The organism is Desulfonatronum parangueonense, from assembly GCF_054656975.1.
The window spans coordinates 2,424,879-2,442,970 of the sequence record NZ_BAAHXH010000003.1 but is presented as its reverse complement, the minus strand read 5'-3'; the positions used below and the strand labels follow the sequence as shown (position 1 = coordinate 2,442,970).

General features: G+C 55.9%; 17 protein-coding genes. 7 read left to right on the top strand and 10 right to left on the bottom strand.

Annotated elements, in window-relative coordinates; translation table 11 throughout:
• Positions 1-66 precede the first annotated feature (66 nt).
• From ACYQ15_RS11225 to ACYQ15_RS11215, 3 genes are all read left to right on the top strand, one after another.
• Complete coding sequence (locus tag ACYQ15_RS11225; RefSeq protein WP_459937602.1) at positions 67-315, top strand: type II toxin-antitoxin system Phd/YefM family antitoxin; 249 nt, start codon at positions 67-69, stop codon at positions 313-315.
• Positions 312-731: a type II toxin-antitoxin system VapC family toxin gene (locus ACYQ15_RS11220; RefSeq protein ID WP_459937601.1), complete on the top strand. Its 420-nt coding sequence runs from the start codon at positions 312-314 to the stop codon at positions 729-731. The genes ACYQ15_RS11225 and ACYQ15_RS11220 overlap by 4 nt, the downstream gene beginning before the upstream one ends.
• A gap of 200 nt (positions 732-931) precedes the next feature.
• Complete coding sequence (locus ACYQ15_RS11215; protein ID WP_459937600.1) at positions 932-2,137, top strand: ATP-binding protein; 1,206 nt, start codon at positions 932-934, stop codon at positions 2,135-2,137.
• A 249-nt stretch (positions 2,138-2,386) separates the two neighbouring features.
• On the opposite strand, the gene ACYQ15_RS11210 is transcribed toward ACYQ15_RS11215, so the two are convergent.
• From ACYQ15_RS11210 to ACYQ15_RS11190, 5 genes are all read right to left on the bottom strand, one after another.
• The gene (locus ACYQ15_RS11210; protein WP_459937599.1) at positions 2,387-3,730 is read right to left on the bottom strand and encodes a YibE/F family protein; all 1,344 of its coding nucleotides are present in this window, start codon (positions 3,728-3,730) and stop codon (positions 2,387-2,389) included.
• Positions 3,731-3,826: 96 nt separating this feature from the next.
• Positions 3,827-4,750, bottom strand: coding sequence for an alkaline phosphatase (locus ACYQ15_RS11205; protein WP_459937598.1), 924 nt, complete (start codon positions 4,748-4,750; stop codon positions 3,827-3,829).
• 47 nt (positions 4,751-4,797) lie between these two features.
• Positions 4,798-5,943, bottom strand: coding sequence for an IS630 family transposase (locus tag ACYQ15_RS11200; RefSeq protein ID WP_459937597.1), 1,146 nt, complete (start codon positions 5,941-5,943; stop codon positions 4,798-4,800).
• A 60-nt stretch (positions 5,944-6,003) separates the two neighbouring features.
• Positions 6,004-6,618, bottom strand: a complete 615-nt coding sequence (locus ACYQ15_RS11195) for an alkaline phosphatase (protein ID WP_459937596.1) — start codon at positions 6,616-6,618, stop codon at positions 6,004-6,006.
• Positions 6,619-6,732: 114 nt separating this feature from the next.
• Positions 6,733-6,897, bottom strand: coding sequence for a hypothetical protein (locus tag ACYQ15_RS11190; protein WP_459937595.1), 165 nt, complete (start codon positions 6,895-6,897; stop codon positions 6,733-6,735).
• 363 nt (positions 6,898-7,260) lie between these two features.
• Between ACYQ15_RS11190 and ACYQ15_RS11185 the strand changes: the two genes are divergently transcribed.
• Positions 7,261-7,632, top strand: a complete 372-nt coding sequence (locus ACYQ15_RS11185; protein ID WP_459937594.1) for a TraR/DksA family transcriptional regulator — start codon at positions 7,261-7,263, stop codon at positions 7,630-7,632.
• A gap of 38 nt (positions 7,633-7,670) precedes the next feature.
• A complete protein-coding gene (locus tag ACYQ15_RS11180; protein ID WP_459937593.1) occupies positions 7,671-8,402 on the top strand; it encodes an HAD family hydrolase in 732 nt (243 codons plus the stop codon).
• A gap of 199 nt (positions 8,403-8,601) precedes the next feature.
• On the opposite strand, the gene ACYQ15_RS11175 is transcribed toward ACYQ15_RS11180, so the two are convergent.
• Positions 8,602-10,272: an ABC transporter permease subunit gene (locus ACYQ15_RS11175; RefSeq protein WP_459937592.1), complete on the bottom strand. Its 1,671-nt coding sequence runs from the start codon at positions 10,270-10,272 to the stop codon at positions 8,602-8,604.
• The gene (locus ACYQ15_RS11170) at positions 10,269-10,919 is read right to left on the bottom strand and encodes an ABC transporter ATP-binding protein (protein WP_459937591.1); all 651 of its coding nucleotides are present in this window, start codon (positions 10,917-10,919) and stop codon (positions 10,269-10,271) included. The genes ACYQ15_RS11175 and ACYQ15_RS11170 overlap by 4 nt, the downstream gene beginning before the upstream one ends.
• Positions 10,920-11,058: 139 nt before the next feature.
• Between ACYQ15_RS11170 and ACYQ15_RS11165 the strand changes: the two genes are divergently transcribed.
• Together ACYQ15_RS11165 and ACYQ15_RS11160 are read left to right on the top strand one after the other, a co-directional pair.
• Positions 11,059-13,170, top strand: a complete 2,112-nt coding sequence (locus ACYQ15_RS11165; RefSeq protein ID WP_459937590.1) for an IS4 family transposase — start codon at positions 11,059-11,061, stop codon at positions 13,168-13,170.
• A gap of 508 nt (positions 13,171-13,678) precedes the next feature.
• Entirely contained in the window at positions 13,679-13,828 is a 150-nt protein-coding gene (locus ACYQ15_RS11160) for a hypothetical protein (protein ID WP_459937589.1), read from the top strand.
• 208 nt (positions 13,829-14,036) lie between these two features.
• On the opposite strand, the gene hcp is transcribed toward ACYQ15_RS11160, so the two are convergent.
• From hcp to ACYQ15_RS11145, 3 genes are all read right to left on the bottom strand, one after another.
• The gene (hcp, locus tag ACYQ15_RS11155; RefSeq protein ID WP_459939577.1) at positions 14,037-15,665 is read right to left on the bottom strand and encodes a hydroxylamine reductase; all 1,629 of its coding nucleotides are present in this window, start codon (positions 15,663-15,665) and stop codon (positions 14,037-14,039) included.
• Positions 15,666-15,874: 209 nt separating this feature from the next.
• Positions 15,875-17,437, bottom strand: coding sequence for an ammonia-forming cytochrome c nitrite reductase subunit c552 (locus ACYQ15_RS11150; protein WP_459937588.1), 1,563 nt, complete (start codon positions 17,435-17,437; stop codon positions 15,875-15,877).
• Entirely contained in the window at positions 17,430-17,903 is a 474-nt protein-coding gene (locus ACYQ15_RS11145) for a cytochrome c3 family protein (protein ID WP_459937587.1), read from the bottom strand. The genes ACYQ15_RS11150 and ACYQ15_RS11145 overlap by 8 nt, the downstream gene beginning before the upstream one ends.
• Positions 17,904-18,092: the final 189 nt, after the last annotated feature.

The following is an 18,092-nucleotide window of genomic DNA, read 5'->3' as shown; positions in this document are numbered from 1 at the left end:
TTCCTTGACACTACTGACCAGCCTGACTAGTCTGTTTCCAATTTTTACCATCGTCGAGGTGCATCCATGCAAACGTGGCAGCTTCAGGAAGCCAAGGCCAGATTCAGCGAAGTGGTCAAGAAGGCCCATGATGAAGGGCCGCAGGAAGTCACGGTGCGCGGCGAGCCTTCCGTGGTCGTGCTGGCCAGGGAAGAATACGATCGTCTTGTACGCCCCAGGCCGTCCCTCGTCGCGTTCATGCAGGCATCGCCCATGGTCGGCGTGGACTTGAACCTGGATCGCGACCAGTCGCCTGTCCGGGACGTGTCGTTGTGAGCTGGCTTCTGGACACCTGCGTACTCTCGGAACTGGCCCGCCCAAAGCCCGATGCACGCGTCGTGCGTTGGTTTGCGGGCGTGCCTGACAGGGCCTTGCACATCAGCGTGCTGACCTTGGGGGAGATTCGCAAGGGCGTCGAAGGGTTGGCCTTTGGAAACAAAAAAGAACGCTTGCGACTTTGGCTGGAACATGACCTGCCGGCCTGGTTTGAAGATCGGGTCCTTGCCGTGGACGCGCATGTGGCTGACCGTTGGGGACGCCTCGTATTCGAGGCTGGACGTCCTGTCCCGGCCATCGACAGCCTGTTGGCGGCCACGGCCATACAGCACGGTCTGCGCCTTGTGACCCGCAACCAACAGGTTTTTGCCTTTCCCGGTCTGGTCGTGGTCAATCCATTTCTGGAAGGCTTCTGAAGCCGGGCGTTCTCCCCTCTGGTTCTCGCTTCAATGCAATCAAGCCTCGCATTGAGTAAAATAACTTCAACATCAACGCAACCAAGCACTTATACCATGATTCAGAGCTACGCGACTGCCTCCAGCCAAGCTGGGGTGACGGCGGGTTCCGATTTCATTGCCGCTTGCATTGCGCAGCGCATTGAGTAAAATTACTCAACATGAAGCGCAAAACACAGACTCCCTACCAACGCCCCCAGGTTGCCGAGCTGGCCCGCAGGCTGGCGGAGCCTCGGCGTTATATACAGGTGGTCACCGGGGCGCGGCAGGTCGGAAAGACCACCCTGGTGCAGCAGGTCATCCAAGGCTTGGAGCGGCCGGTGCGCTTTGTCAGCGCCGACGAGCCGACACTGCGCGATGGCGCGTGGCTGCGTCAGCAGTGGGAAGCGGCGCGGGTGGAGACAGGCTCCGAAGGCGGTTTGCTGGTGGTGGACGAGGTGCAGAAGGTCGAGCACTGGTCGGAAACCGTCAAACACCTGTGGGACGAGGACACACGCCATGGTCGAACGCTGCGGGTCGTGCTGCTGGGCTCGGCGCCGCTGATGATCGAGCGCGGGCTCACCGAGAGCCTGGCTGGACGCTTCGAGAGCCTGCATCTGCCGCACTGGTCTTTGGCGGAGATGCGCACGGCATTCAGCTACAGTCTCGAGGACTATCTTTTTTTTGGCGGCTACCCCGGCGCTGCGCCGCTTATCGCCGAACCGGCCCGCTGGCGGCGCTACGTGCTGGACTCGCTGATCGAAACCAGCATCGCGCGCGACGTGCTGCTGCTCACCCGCGTGGACAAACCGGCGCTGCTGCGCCGCCTGTTCGAGCTGGGCTGCCGTTACTCCGGGCAGATCCTGTCCTTTACCAAGATGCTGGGCCAGCTGCAGGACGCCGGCAACACCACCACCCTGGCCCATTATCTCGACCTGCTGGAGGCAGCGGGGATGCTCACCGGCGTGCAAAAGTTCGCCGGCCAAGCCGTGCGCCAACGCGCCTCCAGCCCCAAGCTGCAAGTCCTGAACACGGCCCTGATGACGGCCATGGAGGGGTTGTCTCCCGAGGAAGCCCGAGCGGATCGATCTTTCTACGGTCGGCTGGTGGAATCCGCGGTCGGCGCGCATCTGGCCAACACAGCGCAACGCGGCGACTGCGAGCTGTTCTACTGGCGGGACAGGAACCGCGAAGTCGATTTCGTGGTCCGTGCTGGCAGGCGGTTGCTGGCCGTCGAGATCAAAAGCGGTCGCCGCCGCGACGTCCTGCCCGGCATGGCCGCCTTCGTCGAAGCATTCCAGCCGGACCGCACCCTGCTGGTCGGCGGCGACGGCATCGAGCTGGAAGCCTTTCTCTCACGTCCAGTTATGGAGTGGGTGCAGGCGTGAGTGCTTTGAGTCCTACCGAGCAATTCGTTGAGAACGTCGCTCCATAACGCGGCGATCGACGAGCAAGGTGGCAACCAGTTCAGCCCCGTGATCAAGCGTCTTGCCTTGGACGGCGCGACAGATATCGGGCAGGTCGAACCCTTCACCGATTCGGTCGACTCTACATGGCTAGAGTCACGGCTAGCTAGGGCTGTGATCTGGCCGAACGGCTCTACAAACTGTTTTTCGCGCCATGCTGGATGAGGAAGCTCATGGGTATTTTCGTTCCAGTGCTTCGCGAAAACGAAGAAATGATGTATCAGCTGGACTTCGACTATCATTTCGACAGCAGCAAGATCGAATCCGCATACGGGCCTGCAAGCGACGCCATACCAAGAGGGGATCAGCGCGACATTGGATTGGCAAGCCGGAGTCATGGGTAGCCGATATCCCGACTTTAATGACATTTCCGGGTCCTCCTTTCCCCTCCACATTCCTTCGAAAAACAAAACCTCCCGCCAGCGCGGTCAGAGGGGCCACGGTGACGAGGCCAATGCTGCCGAGGATGGTGTTCAGGAATTCGGCGGCGATATAGTTCAGGTTGAGCATGTTGGCCATGGGAATGCCCTGGGCCATGAAGACCATCAGTAATGAGATGTAGCTGCTGGAATAGGCCAGCAAAAGCGTCGTGGTCATGGTTCCGACCACGACCCGACCGACCCGGAATCCGGAGAGCACGAGCTCCTTTCCGGATATTTTCGGATTGTGCTCCACCACTTCCTGCATGCTGGCGGAGACGTCCATGGCCAGATCCATCACCGCTCCGGAAGCGGCCAGAAAGATGGTGGCCAGAAATATTCGGGTCAGGTCCAGGTGGGCGTAACCAGTGTAGAGGAGGGTTTCGGAAAAAGGCTTCACTGCGCCGTGCAGCCTGAACTCCGGGGCCACCAGCAGTGCCAGGGCGCAGGTGACGCCCAGGCCGAGCATGGCCCCGCAAAAGGCCGTGAGTCCTTTACGGTTCAGTCCGGCAACGAGAAACAGGATCGCTGCCGTCATCAGGGCCACCACGCCCAGGGAGGTCAGGATCGGATCCCAGCCCTTCAGAAATCCTGGAACCAGCACCTTCCAGAGCATCAACGCCGCGAAGGCAAAGGAAAGCAACGCCTTCAAACCGGTCCACCCGGCGAACGCCACCAGCAGCAGCACGAAGCCCGCCACCAGCCAGCCCTGCATGTGCAAGCGATAGTGATCCATGGCCTGGGCATGGATGATCTTGCCGTCGCGAATTGTCAGGACCATCAGGACACGGTCTCCCTCCTGAAAAAGCTTGTCCAGATCCAGCTTGCCCAGCAGGTGGTTTGGTGAGGGCACCACAGCATCGGCGTACGGCCCGCTGGTGATGCGCACGCTCAATTCCTGACTTCCGGTATTGATCAGCCCGAACCGATGCACCAGGGCATTGTCCACCTCCAACACCACGCCGCGAGCGCGGATCGAGCCGCGATCCATGCGATCTTCGAATCCAGTGGGCAGATAATAAAGACCAATGGTCGCCAGGGCGAAAAAAAGAACCAGGAATACTTCACGGCCATGCGTCGCGACAGGTCCGGTCATGGGTCACCTCCAGAATGAAAAGCGGCGCGGTCTAATGGACCGCGCCGTCAGTTCCGCCTTACATCGATTCTTCAGTACAGATCGAAGTGCATTTCTCTACTGGTTGGCCGCCAGGCGAATATCCGCGACTTCTCCAGCCTCGGCCGCATGTTGCGGGCTGAACCCGTACACCGACATCAGCTTCCGACCCAGGTCGGTCTGGTGATAATAGCCATTGAAGATTTCATGTCCCACGCCCCAGGCGGAGGTGACCACCGGCGCGCCGGTGTGCGAATAGGACGCCCAGGCAATGCCGGCCTTCTGGTTCAGGATGTGGGAGACCTTGATGGTCAAGGGATCATAATCGCCATAGAGCAAATATTCCTCCCCAACGCCCTTTTCCCGCAGTCCGGCCATGCTTCGGGTAAAGGCCTCCCGCAGGGCTCGCAGTTCATGCTCCTTGAGCGTCATGTGTTCATCGCCGTCGAACAGCAATCCGAAGTTCTCCGTGATGATCGGCTTCATGTCTTCAAATGAAGCATTGCCTTTGTTTGTCTCGCGATATTCCTTGACCATGCCTTCAAATATCTTGAAGGAGATCTTCTGTCCCTTGAGTACCTCGTAGGCGGTCTCGTACTGCGTTCCGGCAAATCCCAGTGACATGCCCCCGCACTCATGGTCTCCGGTGACAACGATCAACGTGTCCTCGGGATGTTTGCACGCGAATTCCAAAGCCACCTGAATTGCTTCGTCAAACGCCAGCGTATCCAGGATGGTGGCCACGGCGTCATTGGCATGGCTGGCCCAGTCGATTTTGCCGCCTTCGACCATCATGAAGAAGCCCTTGGGATTGTCGAGCAGTTCAATGCCCTTGGCCGTGAACTCGGCCAGAGTCACATCGTCGTCCGTTGTGTCCATGGCATAGGGCAGAGCTTTTCCGTCGGGCAGGTTGGCATTGAAGGCGATGATCTTGGCACCCGGCTTGAGCGCCAGAATTTCCTCGCGGGTATTGACGATGGAGTAGCCGTTATTCCGGGCCACCTCGAAAGCATCTCCTCTAGTAGTTCGTTTCATTAAAATATTTATAATTAAGCAATGCCCAGATCAAACTTCTTCCATCGGAACACCACTGGTGACTCATTCATCTCCTGTATTCCTTTCATGATGCGTTCTTTTAGTTCCTCTTTGGAAGCCACCCGGATATGCCTTAAGAAAGAACGAGCCATCTTCGAGAATGCCATTTCAACTAGGTTGAGCCAGGAGCCGTGCTTGGGAGTGTGTACATATTCAAAGCGATTTGGCCTTGAGGCAAGATAGCTCATGGTTTCCTTTGAAACATGAGATGAATGGTTGTCGAGGACAAGACGAATAGTGCTTTCTTCAGGATACTTTTTATCAAGCTCTTTCAACAGTTCAATAAATTCTCGGCTACGATGTCGGTCGTGCACTTGCGCTGTCATTTTTCCATCATGAAGATCAAGTGCCGCCAGTATGGAAACCGTCCCATGACGTTTGTATTCATAGTCACGGCTTGTACAGCAGTGTTTCCCAGGTGACGGAGGAAGGTCTGGAGCAACAAGCCCCAACGCTTGCACACCAGGTTTTTCATCAACCGATACAGTTATTATTTTCAGAGGTTCTGTCGATCTGGATGCTTCGGCGTTTCTATTTTGAAGATTAACCTCTTGATAGACAACGAGCACTTCTTGCATTTTTTGCTCAAAATCAGGGTCCCTTCTTTCAAGATAATATTTGATTTTGTGTGGACGAATATCATGCTCAGAAAGAATACGCCAAATGGTGGCCTTGGCCGCGTTAGACAGACAGTGATGGCCATCTGCCGGGGCCTGATTCCGTGTAAACTTGGCAAGTTCACTATATGTCCAAAGTTCAGCTGCAAGACCGTGGTCTTTCGGTTTGGTACATGCAAGATTGACAACCCAGGCCTTGGCAGCATCGTCAATTATAGGTTCAAACGGCCTGTGGTAGTAATCCTTTAACCCGGCTTCAGGTCCGGCAGCCAAGGCTTTTTCAATGCACTTGTAAATGGTTGGTCTGCTTGCCTTAGCCAAATCCTGAATTTTCGTAATTGAGTGTCCGTCGTTATGCAGCAATATTATTGAAGCTCTTTGTACTTCTCGAAAAGGAGCAGTTCTGGATTTGCTGATGGATTCAAGTTTGTTGCGATGCTCCTCAGTCATGTTGACTTTTGGAAGGCTGGTTTTTCTGGCCATGGCTACCTCCTGTTTGATTTCGATTCAGAGATAGCCGAAAAACTTCAGAACGTAAATATATTATTGAAACGAACTACTAGGTTCCTTGGAACGGTTGCCCTCGGGATCACGAAATCCGCCGCCACCGAAAAAGTCGAAACCGCTGTTGGCCAAGTCGTGGGCGATTTCATGATACATGCTGCGATGGGGTTGATGGGCGTAAAATGCCGCCGGGGTGGCATGGTCGATGGACACGCTGGAAACGATCCCCACGCGCTTGCCGTTTGCCTTGGCCATCTGGGCAATGGTCCGCACCGGGCGCAGTTCCGAGTCCATGCCGATATGACCAATGTTGGAGATGAACCCGCTGGACAGAACCGTGCCAGAGGCCGCGGAGCCGATGATGAACCGATTGTTGGCATAGGTTGTGGTGATGCCCTGGGCGGGGAACGTGTTCATGGTCATCTTCACGTCGCCGTACTGCTTGCCTTCCTTGGCGGCCAGAAAGATTTCCGGAGCCTGGCGATGTGGAATGCCCATCCCGTCACCGATAAACAAAAAAACGTACTTGGCTGGATTACCTGTGTACAGACCTTCCTTGGCCACGGCCTCTCCGCCGACCATGAAAGCGACCACCAACGCCGCAAATAAAACATGCCGCGCTCTTCTTCGAAACAACTGAACAACTGTAAACATTACTCCTCCTGAATAGTTACACTTTATATCTCATCCTCCTTCCGCCCGCGGTCACCCATCAAGTACCCCAGATCCTGGAAGACTTCGGAGAATGGCAAAAGGTAATCGATGAAGTTACCAATCTACACGAATTTCAACATAATCCTTGCGTAATCTTTCGTTCCTATTCTTGAGAAACTCGCTGAACTCTCGACGTTGTTTTTGTCCGGTCATTCTGATTTCAGCCAATTCCTGCCGCCGTTTCTGATAATCACTGTAGATGTTTTCCAGGTTGCTCATGGCTCCTCCTTTCAAGGTTGATTACAAATACTCATATCTGAACGACAATGGACCTATATCGCGTGACCAGATGGCCTGCATCGCAAATTGATGACGATGCGATAGCAATTTGGCGACGGAGTTGGATTTACCCTGAGCTGAAATGGAGTATTTCTACATGATAGAAGCCAGTTAGCGGCAATTTGGACAAGAAGCCCTCCCGTTTTTGATTTGCGTACTCAAGCCCTCCTCTGCGTGCCTTCCTTCCCGCCTCGTTATTTTAATGCCTTTCCGGCGACTCGTCTCTGCAAAATGTCGCTTTCGCGACATCACTTCGTCACATAGTGTCGTCATATTGTACCTCTAAAAAACAGGAGGAACAGCATGACTCACGACCAACTTTACGTATTTCGAAAAGCTCTGGAGGAGTTGCTTGAGAAAGTCCGAAGCAAGGGAAAATTGACCGCTGAATCCATCAGTGAAAGCTTTCAGACCTGCCCGGATCTCATGGACCGGGCTTCACTGGAGTCGCACCGGCAAATGCTGATCATTCTCGGCCAACGGGATGGATTCCATGCACGTCAGATCGCAGCCGCTCTGCATCGTATTGACGACGGATGCTATGGCATCTGCAGGGAATGCAGCGAGGCTATCCCGCTCAACCGCCTGAAATTTCAACCCACATCAACTCTGTGCGTCTGTTGTCAGGAGGAGATGGAAACAGCTGCCAGGATAGCGAATCATGCCTACGCATGATACACAAGCATGCCGGCTGAGCGGAATATCCTCCCGAAATGCAGCGCAATTTTCCTTATCACTCCGAAATTAAAGCCTTGCTTTTCGACAAGGACGGCACCTTGTTCGACTTTCACGAAACATGGCGGCCGGTCATGGATAGGGCGGCCGCCTATGCTTCCGGGGGCGATGAAACTCTTGCCGAAGCGCTGCTGGCGGCGGGCGGCTATGACCCGGCAAGCCGTCGTTTCCTGCCCGATTCAATAATAGCCTCGGGCCACGCCGGGGAGTTGGCAGATCTTTGGAGGCGCTTGGGCGCTGTTTTCGACACGGACACGTTGCGTTGCGGACTGGATCGGATTTTCGCAGCCGAAAGCCTGCACAGGGCCGTGCCCGTGACCGATCTGCGCCGGTTGTTCGCTGGCCTTTCCCGGCAAGGTTTTCTTCTGGGCATTGCCACGAACGACAGCCTAGCGTCGGCCTCGGCCGCCGTGCAGCGGTTTGGTCTGGAGGACGTGGTACGATTCGTCGCCGGATACGACAGCGGATACGGGGCCAAGCCCGGACCGGGTATGGCTTCTGCATTTTGCGCGGCTGTTGGGTTGCCGCCACGGAACGTGGCCATCGTGGGGGACAGTGAGCACGACATGGCCATGGGACGATCCGCCGGGCTGGGCGCCTGCATCGGCGTGCTCACCGGCGCAGGCACCATGGCTACCTTGTCGCAATGCGCTGACATGGTGCTAAAAGACGTCAGTGAATTGGCGGAACGTGATAGTGAGCGGAATTGACGTGACGAGTACGCACGCTGATCAGGTGTAATGTTTCGGAAATTAAGGCTGTTCCGGGACATTTTCCTTGGACTTCACCTGTTGGAATCGAAAATATTGGACTCCGTCGTATCAACTGATGTGACGATCGATTTCGATTTCGACAATAACTACGGTAGAGCATCGCGTGCAAGGTTTCCCTGCATCATCCTGAAGACAATCAACGGATCAACGAAATGTGTCTGTATCCGTACAGATTGAGAGCCAGCCTGGCCAACAGGAGAACGAGGACCACGACCCCCATGATGCACACTGAAAAGGCGGCGGCCTGATTTACGGCGCCGCGGTCTTCCAGGAGCAGGACGGATACCGCGGCCACCTGTGTGGACGGCGTAATCAGAAAGATGACCGCGGAAAGGGTCACCATGCTGCGCATGAAGAAGAACACGGCTATCCCGACCAATGTCGGGCACATCAGGGGCAAGGTCACTTTGCGCATGGTACGCAGAAAGGTCGCGCCCAGAGTGGACGAAGCTTCGTCATAGGTATGGCTGATCTGCTTCATGCTGGTGGAGGCGATCAGAAAGCCCTGGGCATGGTAATAGTAGACGTTGCAGAGGGCTATCAGCAACAATGTTCCGTACAACGGGTAGACTGGGTTTCCCGGCGCATTGAAGGCCAGAATGTAACCCAACCCCAGAACCATTCCGGGCACGGCGGCCGGCATGAGGCACAGAAGATACAGGGGGGAATCCAGGAACGTCCGGAATTTCTCGGTCACGTAAGCCGCCAGGGCCGTAACCACCACTCCGATTCCGGCTGCCATCAGGCCGATCTTGATGCTGTTCCACAACGGCTGAATGCCGTTCTGGACGTCAAACCGGTAGTGTCGCAGCGAAAACTCCATCCGGTACGGCCAAAGATGCGTGAAGCTGGCGAAGATCACGATGCCCACCACAGCCAGAATGGCCGAACAGATGAGCAAGGCGTAACCGATAAAGACAACGTCGCGCGTCTTGTTCGCCTGCACGCTCAGTGGCTGGGAACCTTCGGATATCAGGGCGTAGCTGCGCCGATTGATCCATTTTTCAGCCGTCACGGCCACGGCTACTGGGACCAGAAGGACCATGCCGATCACCGTGCCCAGTTCGAAATTGGCCTGACCGATCACCTGATTGTAGACCTCCGTGGCCAGAACGCTGTAGTCGCCTCCGACCACCATGGGATTGCCGAAATCGGTGATCACCAGGGTGAAGACCACGAAGATCGAAGCCATCAGTGCAAAACGGGTCGAAGGCAAGGTCACTGTCAGGAAGGTGCGCAGGGGACCGGCGCCAAGAATCCTTGATGATTCATACAGCCGGTTGTCCGCTAGGGCCAGAGAAGCGGAGATGATCAGGAAAGCATAGGGAAATACGTACAGAACGCTGGAAATGACGATGCCCCAGTATCCGTAGATGGAGAAATCCGTTCCGAAGGTTCTGTTGATCAGACCGTTGCGGCCCAGCATCAGGACCAGCCCTTGCGCCTGGACCAGGGACGGGGCAAACAGCGGGACCAGGGCGATGAGCCGAAACAGGTTCTTGAACGGCATGCGGGTTCGCTGCACGCCATAGGCAAAGCCGTAGGCCAAAACAACGGCAATCAGGGTTGTGGGAATGGTGACTTCCAGGCTGTTGTACACCAGCCTCATGAACCGCTGATTCCCGATGACCGTGGCATAGTTGGCCAACCCCAGGCCGTCCGCCGTCTGAAAGCTGCGTCCCAGAATATGCACCATGGGATAGAGCACGAAAACCAGCAGCGGGACGGCAATGGCGGCAGCCACGAGGATCTTGAGCAGGGGCTCCAGGTCGAGCCGTCTCATGGAGACGGAGGCGACGGTCTTCACTGCCATTCCAGAACGCGTACCGACTCGGGCGCAACGGCAATGGACCGGGCCATGCCCACTTCCAATTCCTCGCCAAGGCCAGGGATCTCGGCCACCAGACGCACGAAGTCATTGTCCCCATGGCCATTCCCGCCGGACGCGGACATGATATTATTTGATTTTTCGCCCTGCAGCCCTGGGGAATGGGGCGCGCCGTTATCGGGAAGGCGCAGGGTGACCCGGGTCAGATTGCCCAGTCGAACTATCTGATCGATCACTGCCTGGGGGTGGTTTCGAGCGTCGTGTTCCGCAAGGAGACGAACATCCTCGGGCCGGATGCCGACAATCCTGGGCCGCATGTGCGTCGATCCGCCATTTTCAGCCGTGGGGATGCCGACAGTGCTCGGCACGATGTTCATCAAGCCGATGAATTCGGCCACAAAACGGTTTGCCGGCTTGCGGTAGAGGTCCATGGGCGTACCGGACTGCATGACCTTCCCGTCCTTCATGACCACGATATCGTCGGCCATGGTCAGAGCTTCTTCCTGATCATGGGTGACCATGATCGTGGTGATGTTCAAACGTTGCTGCAACATTCGGATCTCCACCCGCAGTTCTTCACGCACCTTGGCGTCCAGTGCGGAAAGGGGCTCGTCCAGGAGGATCACCGCTGGATTGGGCGCCAGAGCCCGGGCTAGGGCTGCCCTTTACCCATAGAAAAAACGGAACAACGGAAACAAAGTTGTTTATGCTCTCCGCATGGAGACACAAAACCAACTCAAGCGGATTTTGGCCCAGCCTGCCAACTTGAAATATTTGCGCGGGATGATTGGGAAGCAGGAACATTCAACCAGAAATTCTCTAGCGTCAGCCGTTTGTCAGCACTTCGACTTTTTCGACACGCGTGGGTTGGAGCAGACTGGAGGATGCATCAAGGCATTGCGCGAATTGGAAAGGGCAGGGCATTTTGTCTTGCCAGCGGGGAAAAAACAACCGCAGGTTCGAACGCCCCGCCGCTTACATGCACCTCTTCCCGAGCCACTTAACGTTCCTTGTCAGGCTCAGGATCTGAAGGGCTTGCAGCTTACCTTGGTACGCACAGACATGCAGATGCGCACCTGGAACGAAATGATGATTACCTACCATCCTCATGGCGCTGGGCCTCTTGTTGGGCGACAATTGCGATATCTGGTCAAATCTGATCATGGATTGCTAGGCGGTTTGGGTTTTGCCGCCGCGGCCTTGCATTTGGCTGATCGCGACGCATGGATCGGCTGGAGCTACGAACAGCGTCGAGCGTATTTGCATTATATCATTGGTTTGAATCGTTTTTTGATCCGTCCTGGTGTCCATTGCCGCAATTTGGCCTCAAAAGTGTTGAGCATGGGGCTGGCGGCAATGGCCCAGGATTTTAAATATGCATATAATTACAACCCATTGCTTGTAGAAACATTCGTGGAATCGAGCACAGGAACGTGTTTTCGGGCAGCGAACTGGGTCCATGTTGGGTGCACAAAAGGGCGCGGTAGGCAAGATAATCATCGTGATCCAGCTCTCAACATCAAGGACATTTACGTCTTTGCGCTCGACCAAGATTTTCGGGAGCACATGGGAGTCGCGCCGAAAGAGGTTCCTGGCCCCCTTGAGCTTACTGACGGCCTGGATGCGGATCAATGGGCGCAAAACGAATTCGCAAACGCTCCGATTGGGGATGCCCGATTGCGCAAAAGGCTCGTGCGCTGTGCAAAAGAATTTTCTGACAAACCAGGCAGTTCGTACAGCGGAGTTGCCAAGGGAGACTGGGCGGCGACCAAGGGGTATTACCGTATGATCGACCAGCCTGACGACTCCGCGATGACGATGGAAAACATTCTCTTGCCGCATCGGGAGCGGACGATACGGCGCATGCAGGCGGAGCAGGTCGTCTTGTGCATCACGGACAAGTCGGACCTGAACTACAACAATCTGTCCAAATGCCAGGGATTGGGGGTTATAGGGTGCAACCAGACCGGTGCGCAGACACGAGGTTTGAGAATGTGCTCGACGTATGTGGTGAATACGCAAGGCCTTCCCTTGGGTATTTTGAAAGGCTCGTGCAAGGCTCCGGAACCCTTGTCCCCGGAAGAAAAAAAACGGCCATCCAGTACAGTGCCCATCGAGGAAAAGAAAACATTTGATTGGATTGAGCACCATCGTGACCTTGTCGAAATAAAAGAACAGCTGCCTGGTACACGTCTGATTCATGTCTGCGACCGTGAGGCGGATTTCTTCGAGCTATTCGACGAGCAACGTGCCAACTCAAGCGTGGATCTCCTGGTACGGGCTAAGCATGACCGCAACATCGGCGGTGAACCCGGCAAACTGTTTGCAACCGTTGCCGAACAAAAAGCTTTGGGCAGGATTGAAATCTCCGTGCCGCGTCAAAGTGCGCGGCCCAAAAAGTCCAAGCAAAAGGCCCGGGCGAAAAGAGGTGAACGTAAGGCGGTTCTGGAACTGCGCGCCATGCCCGTTCAAATCCGGCCTCCAGGCTCCAATCTCGAGAAACTGCCGGTGGACATCTGGGTGGTGCATATACGGGAGAAACATCCGCCGGCCAACGACGACCGGGTCGAATGGTTTCTTTTGACGACCATTGCGGTCGCATCCTTCGATGATGCAAAAATATGCTTGAATTGGTACCAGTTGCGTTGGCGCATCGAGGACTGGCATCGCGTCCTCAAGTCCGGTTGCCGCATTGAAGATCTCGCTCACGAGACAGCCGAACGACTGCGTCGGGCCATTGCCATCAAAATGGTCATTGCTTGGCGAATCATGCTCATGACCCTGCTTGGCCGTGAGACCCCGGACTTGCTGGCGGATATCCTGTTCTCCAGCTTGGAGCTGCGAGTTCTTGAAGCTTTTTCAAAAAAAACTTCTTAAATCCTCCTCGCTGCGTGTTTAATGCAGTTCAGTTGGTTGCAAATCTTGGCGGATACCTCGGTCGAAAAAACGATCCGCCTCCTGGCCATCAAATTCTCTGGAAGGGCTACGAAAAAATGCAAGCCATGTGCTACGGGGTATGGTTAATGGAACAGGAAAACGTCGGCGAATTAATTGTGGGTAAAGGGCAGGCCTAGCTGGTCAGTTTGGCGAGGATGTCTCTGACTGGGACATCAATTCGCTGGTTTCGGATGAAATTCGCGCAATCACATCCACGCTGCGACTGACGCTTTCGCTGGCAGTTGACTGTTCATACGTTGCGTGGCGATGGACCGCACCCGATCAGCGGCTTCCTCTGGCGTTCGGATTTCATAGTCCATGTTGGTCTGGAACTTCAAGTTAAACTGAGCGGCGAGTTCGGCGGTTATGGTTGGACGGCAGGGACATGAAAATTGTACGACTCTGAAGCGAGCAATGTTCCCGGTCTTGGGCCATGGCGCCGGCGATCATGGCGATGATCGGAATCCTGGACCGCGGGCTGTCTCCGGCCGCGGCTCTCCGGGTTGTTTCACAGGATCTGATTTCCCATGTAGCGCCCAGTCCATCCTTGCCCGGCATCTACACATCCATGAGGATTGCTTTGGAAATCTTCGTTTGACACGTTCCACGGCTTGTGCACGGGGCTGTAGTCCAGCCTTTGGCTGTCCCGCCCCGGCGTGGGAGCTGGTCTCAGATGTCCTGGGAGCGAAGCAAAATGCAGCCATGCTGCACAACCTGCAGGGTTGATTTTCGGATGCGGGAAAGAGGGAGGTTGTGGATCAGGAAGGGGCTTGCGCCCCTTTCCTTGTTGCCGATTGAACCGCGAATTAACCGAGAATGGCCTTCAGATCCTCGTCCGGGGTGGTGATGGGTTTGATGTTGAAGGTGTCCACCAGGACCTGGAGCACGTTGGGCGAAGTGAAGGCCGGCAGTGAGGGTCCGAGGCGGATGTCCTGAATGCCCAGGTGGAGCAAGGTCAGCAGGATGGCTACGGCCTTTTGCTCGTACCAGGACAGGACCAGGGACAAGGGCAACTCGTTTACACTCACGCCAAAGGCCTTGGACAGGGCCACGGCCACCTGAATGGCCGAGTAGGCGTCGTTGCACTGGCCCATGTCCAGCAGCCGGGGCAGACCTTCAATGGCCCCCAGGTCCTTGTCGAAGAAACGGAACTTGCCGCAGGCCAGGGTCAGCACCACGCAGTCCGCGGGGACCTTTTCGACGAACTCGGTGTAGTAGTTCCGCCCGGGCTTGGCGCCGTCGCAGCCGGCCACCAGGAAGAAGTGGCGGATCTTCTTGTTCTTGACCAGGTCGATAACCTTGTCCGCCGCGGAGAGCACCGCGTTGCGTGCAAATCCGGTCATCACGGTCTTGCCGGGAACATCCTCGGCAAAGCCGGGCATCTCCTGGGCCATGGCGATCACCGGGCCGAACTCGCCGTTCCTGACGTGCCGGACTCCGGGAAAGCCCACCAAGCCGGTGGTGAAAATATTGCCCTTGTAGCTTTCCTGTGGGCGCTGAATGCAGTTGGTGGTCATCAGGATGGCCCCGGGGAAAGCGCCGAATTCCTTGTGCTGGTTCTGCCAAGCCGTGCCGTAGTGGCCGTAAAAGTGCGGGTAGGCCTTCAACTTGGGATAACCGTGGGCCGGAAGCATTTCTCCGTGGGTGTAGATGTTGATGCCCTTGCCTTCGGTCTGTTTGAGCAGTTCTTCCAGATCTTTCAGGTCGTGCCCGGACACCAGGATGGCCTTGCCCTTTTTCGCCCCCAGGGGCACGGAAGTGGGCGTCGGGTCGCCGTAGGCTCCGGTATTGGCCGCGTCCAGAATTTCCATGGTTCTCAGATTGACCTCGCCGCAACGCAACGCCAGTCCCAGCCAGTCTTGCAGTTCCAGATCCTTACGGGTCATGGCCGCCAGCGCTTCATGAATGAAGGCGTAAACGGAGTCGTCCGTCTGGCCCAGAATCCGGGCGTGATCGGCATAGGCGGCAACGCCTTTGATTCCGAACAGCAGGGTGTGCTTCAGGGATCGCTTGTCCGGGTCGGTCACCTTGTCGTTGTGCAAACCGTGCTCTTCGCCCTGGCGGACCATTCCATCCATGGTCGGAGCAGGCTCGAAGGTCGCTTCCGGGACATCGAAATCCGCAATCCCGCCGGCGGCCTTGACCTTGGCCCGCAGTTCCTCGCGGTAGGTTACGGCTTGTTTGATCATGGACACGAACCGCTCCGGGTCGAAATCCACATTGGTCAACGTGGAAAACAGGGCTTCGCAAGCAAAGGAGTCAATTTCCGCGCTCTTTACGCCCGCCTCGCGGCCTTCATGGGCCACCAGCCCCATGCCTTGCACTGCGTACACCAGCAGATCCTGCAACGCTGAAACATCCGGCTGCTTGCCGCACACGCCGACTTTTTCGCATCCCTGTCCCTTGGCCGTCTGTTCACACTGGTAACAAAACATGGTCATGATCCGTCTCCTCTTGTTTTATGGTTTGCTGAAAAGGGTTTTCCGTCGAACACGGTTCCGTTCTACAGCACTTACCAGGCCGCGCCTTGATCTAAGTCAAATATTTCTCACGACGGCGGGGAGACAGGTGAATGTTTTAGAAATAACAAAGGCCCATGGCAGCTTGGCTGCCATGGGCCTTCGACTCGACAAGATCTGTGAGCCTACTCGGGTTGCGCATTCACCCGGCGATTGAGATCCCAGACCAGGTCCGCCTCCGGCAGCAAGGGCAGATAGCCCAGCCAGGTGTGGGAATCGAGGTGTTCCTGGCTTTGCTGTAGTTTGCGGCTGTGTTCCTTGATCGGAGGAACGATGTCCTTGATGTCTCCCTCGAGATACGGCGCAATGCCGTACATGGTGGCCTGCATGGCGTAATTCACCGCCTGCTGGCTGTACTGTTGCGAGCGGGCCAGGGTTTCCAGGGCCTTGGTCGGATTGTGGAACCCGGCGCTGTTTTCCGCGGAGACAAAATCCCAGAACATCGCGCCCTTGCGGATGCGTTCCCGGGCGTTGATCATCAACTGACTGAAGTTGGCATGCCTGGGGCCCTCGTACTCAGAGGCCAGACGAACGGCTTCATGAGCCCTGACCGAAATTTCCTGTGCGACCAGCAACTGATCCCAGGTGCGCTCCTGGTGGTAGATCACCCGCCCGCGCAGATATTCCGGATTCTTGTCCGTATGGCACTGCCCGCAGGCGCGCTGGATGCCGTCGGTGGTCTTCAGGGGGGAAGTCCACAGGTGCGACGAAATCTTCCGGTTACCATCCAGACGTCGGTACGGCATGTGGCAGTCAGCGCAGGAAACCCCGGCGGCGCCATGGAAACCGTCATAGCTCATTTCGTATTCCGGATGCTGAATCTTGATCATGGGCGTATCGGAGACGGCATGGGTCCAATCGATGAAATGGTTTTCAAAACCCTCCCGATCCGTATAGCCGTGGTCCTTGTAGTATTCATAGATGTTCTCGGGATCCATGCCCAGGGCCCAGGGAAAAATGGGCTTGCCCGGAGGCCCGTGGGCCTTGTCCTGGAAATAGTACTCCACATGGCACTGTGCGCAGACCAGGGAGCGCATCTCGTTGCGCGAGGCATCGCGCCAATCCCTGCCCTGTTGTTTCAAGGCTTCGTCCAAGGGAACGCTTGTAATGCGCAGTTCCATGTTTCTGGGATCATGGCAATTGGCGCAGCCCACCGTATGATCGTGCAGGTCCATCTCTTCCCGGAATTGATGAAATTCCATGGCCCAGAAATCGTCACCGTATTCATTCACCCAGTCGATCATCTTCGCGGACTTGCAGTTGTAGCACGTGGTGGGCAATCCGGCCTGCTCGCTGTAGCGATTGATCCTGTCGATATCCAACAGGTCGTGCAGGGCGTAGGTATGGCCCCGGGCCCGGTTGTATTCGAAACTGAAAGGGTAGCCCATCCAGAGGTTCTTCAGATATGGCTGGCAATATTTCCAGCCGCGAGGAAGATCCTCGCAAAGATGCTTTTCATGGGGCACGGAACCGCCATATTCGGTCATCTGGGTATCGTCGTTATTTTCCAGATAGGTCTGATAATGAATGGGAAAGAATGGTTCAAATTGACTGTTTCTGACTTCCGTTACCGACAAAGTGGTTTCGTATGTCGGCGTTACCGGCTCCGGCAGTTCGGTGCAGCCCAGCAGGAACATGGAGCTCAGAACCAGCCCCATACCAAGAATGAACAACAATAGCCTACTCATCCGCCACCCTCCTTTCTGATATCGGCAATCTGGACATGTGCGGCAACGACCGGTGACAGTCCGTACAGTATTCCTTGGCCTCGGAAATTTTTCCGGAGACATTGCGGATTGTCGTGGAATGACACCTGATGCAGCTGTCGTTGACCACCTGCCTGGTATTGTCCGTCACGTGAATAACGTCGAAGACATCGCCGAAGGTGTTCTGATAGATGTCCTTGGCTCCGGCTCGGGTCTTGAATATGAGCTTGGGAATGGCCGCATCGGGCGCATGGCACTCGTTGCAGCTCAGATTGGCATGGGCCGACATTTGGTGCGTTCGGACAGCCTCATACATCACATGGCAACTTCCGCAAAACTCCGGCTGATCCGTCGCTCGCACGGAGTACGCCGCGCCCGCAAAGAGCACGGCTCCCAGAACCAGCAGCAACAGAACGGTCACCTTTCCTCTACCCGGGTTTTTCACCATGTTTCACCTCCTAGGCTGATGGTGAGTATTGTCCGGTTATTCATGAACGTCTTTATGAACATGATAAGCATGCAAGGAAGGGCGAGGTCAAGGGCGATGTTCTTCGGAAAATAAACTCGCCGATGACGAGTTCCGAAGCCAATAACCTTTTGAAAAGAGGGAAAATTATGGGAGGATGGCGAGCAGGAA

What these genes read in the sequence shown, in the direction of transcription:
- ACYQ15_RS11225 (WP_459937602.1), top strand. Translation starts at nt 67, where the DNA reads ATGCAAACGTGGCAGCTTCAGGAAGCCAAGGCCAGATTCAGCGAAGTG.
- ACYQ15_RS11215 (WP_459937600.1), top strand. Translation starts at nt 932, where the DNA reads ATGAAGCGCAAAACACAGACTCCCTACCAACGCCCCCAGGTTGCCGAG.
- ACYQ15_RS11210 (WP_459937599.1), bottom strand. Translation starts at nt 3,730, where the DNA reads ATGACCGGACCTGTCGCGACGCATGGCCGTGAAGTATTCCTGGTTCTT.
- ACYQ15_RS11200 (WP_459937597.1), bottom strand. Translation starts at nt 5,943, where the DNA reads ATGGCCAGAAAAACCAGCCTTCCAAAAGTCAACATGACTGAGGAGCAT.
- ACYQ15_RS11195 (WP_459937596.1), bottom strand. Translation starts at nt 6,618, where the DNA reads ATGTTTACAGTTGTTCAGTTGTTTCGAAGAAGAGCGCGGCATGTTTTA.
- ACYQ15_RS11190 (WP_459937595.1), bottom strand. Translation starts at nt 6,897, where the DNA reads ATGAGCAACCTGGAAAACATCTACAGTGATTATCAGAAACGGCGGCAG.
- ACYQ15_RS11185 (WP_459937594.1), top strand. Translation starts at nt 7,261, where the DNA reads ATGACTCACGACCAACTTTACGTATTTCGAAAAGCTCTGGAGGAGTTG.
- ACYQ15_RS11180 (WP_459937593.1), top strand. Translation starts at nt 7,671, where the DNA reads ATGCAGCGCAATTTTCCTTATCACTCCGAAATTAAAGCCTTGCTTTTC.
- ACYQ15_RS11160 (WP_459937589.1), top strand. Translation starts at nt 13,679, where the DNA reads ATGGCGATGATCGGAATCCTGGACCGCGGGCTGTCTCCGGCCGCGGCT.
- hcp (WP_459939577.1), bottom strand. Translation starts at nt 15,665, where the DNA reads ATGTTTTGTTACCAGTGTGAACAGACGGCCAAGGGACAGGGATGCGAA.
- ACYQ15_RS11150 (WP_459937588.1), bottom strand. Translation starts at nt 17,437, where the DNA reads ATGAGTAGGCTATTGTTGTTCATTCTTGGTATGGGGCTGGTTCTGAGC.
- ACYQ15_RS11145 (WP_459937587.1), bottom strand. Translation starts at nt 17,903, where the DNA reads ATGGTGAAAAACCCGGGTAGAGGAAAGGTGACCGTTCTGTTGCTGCTG.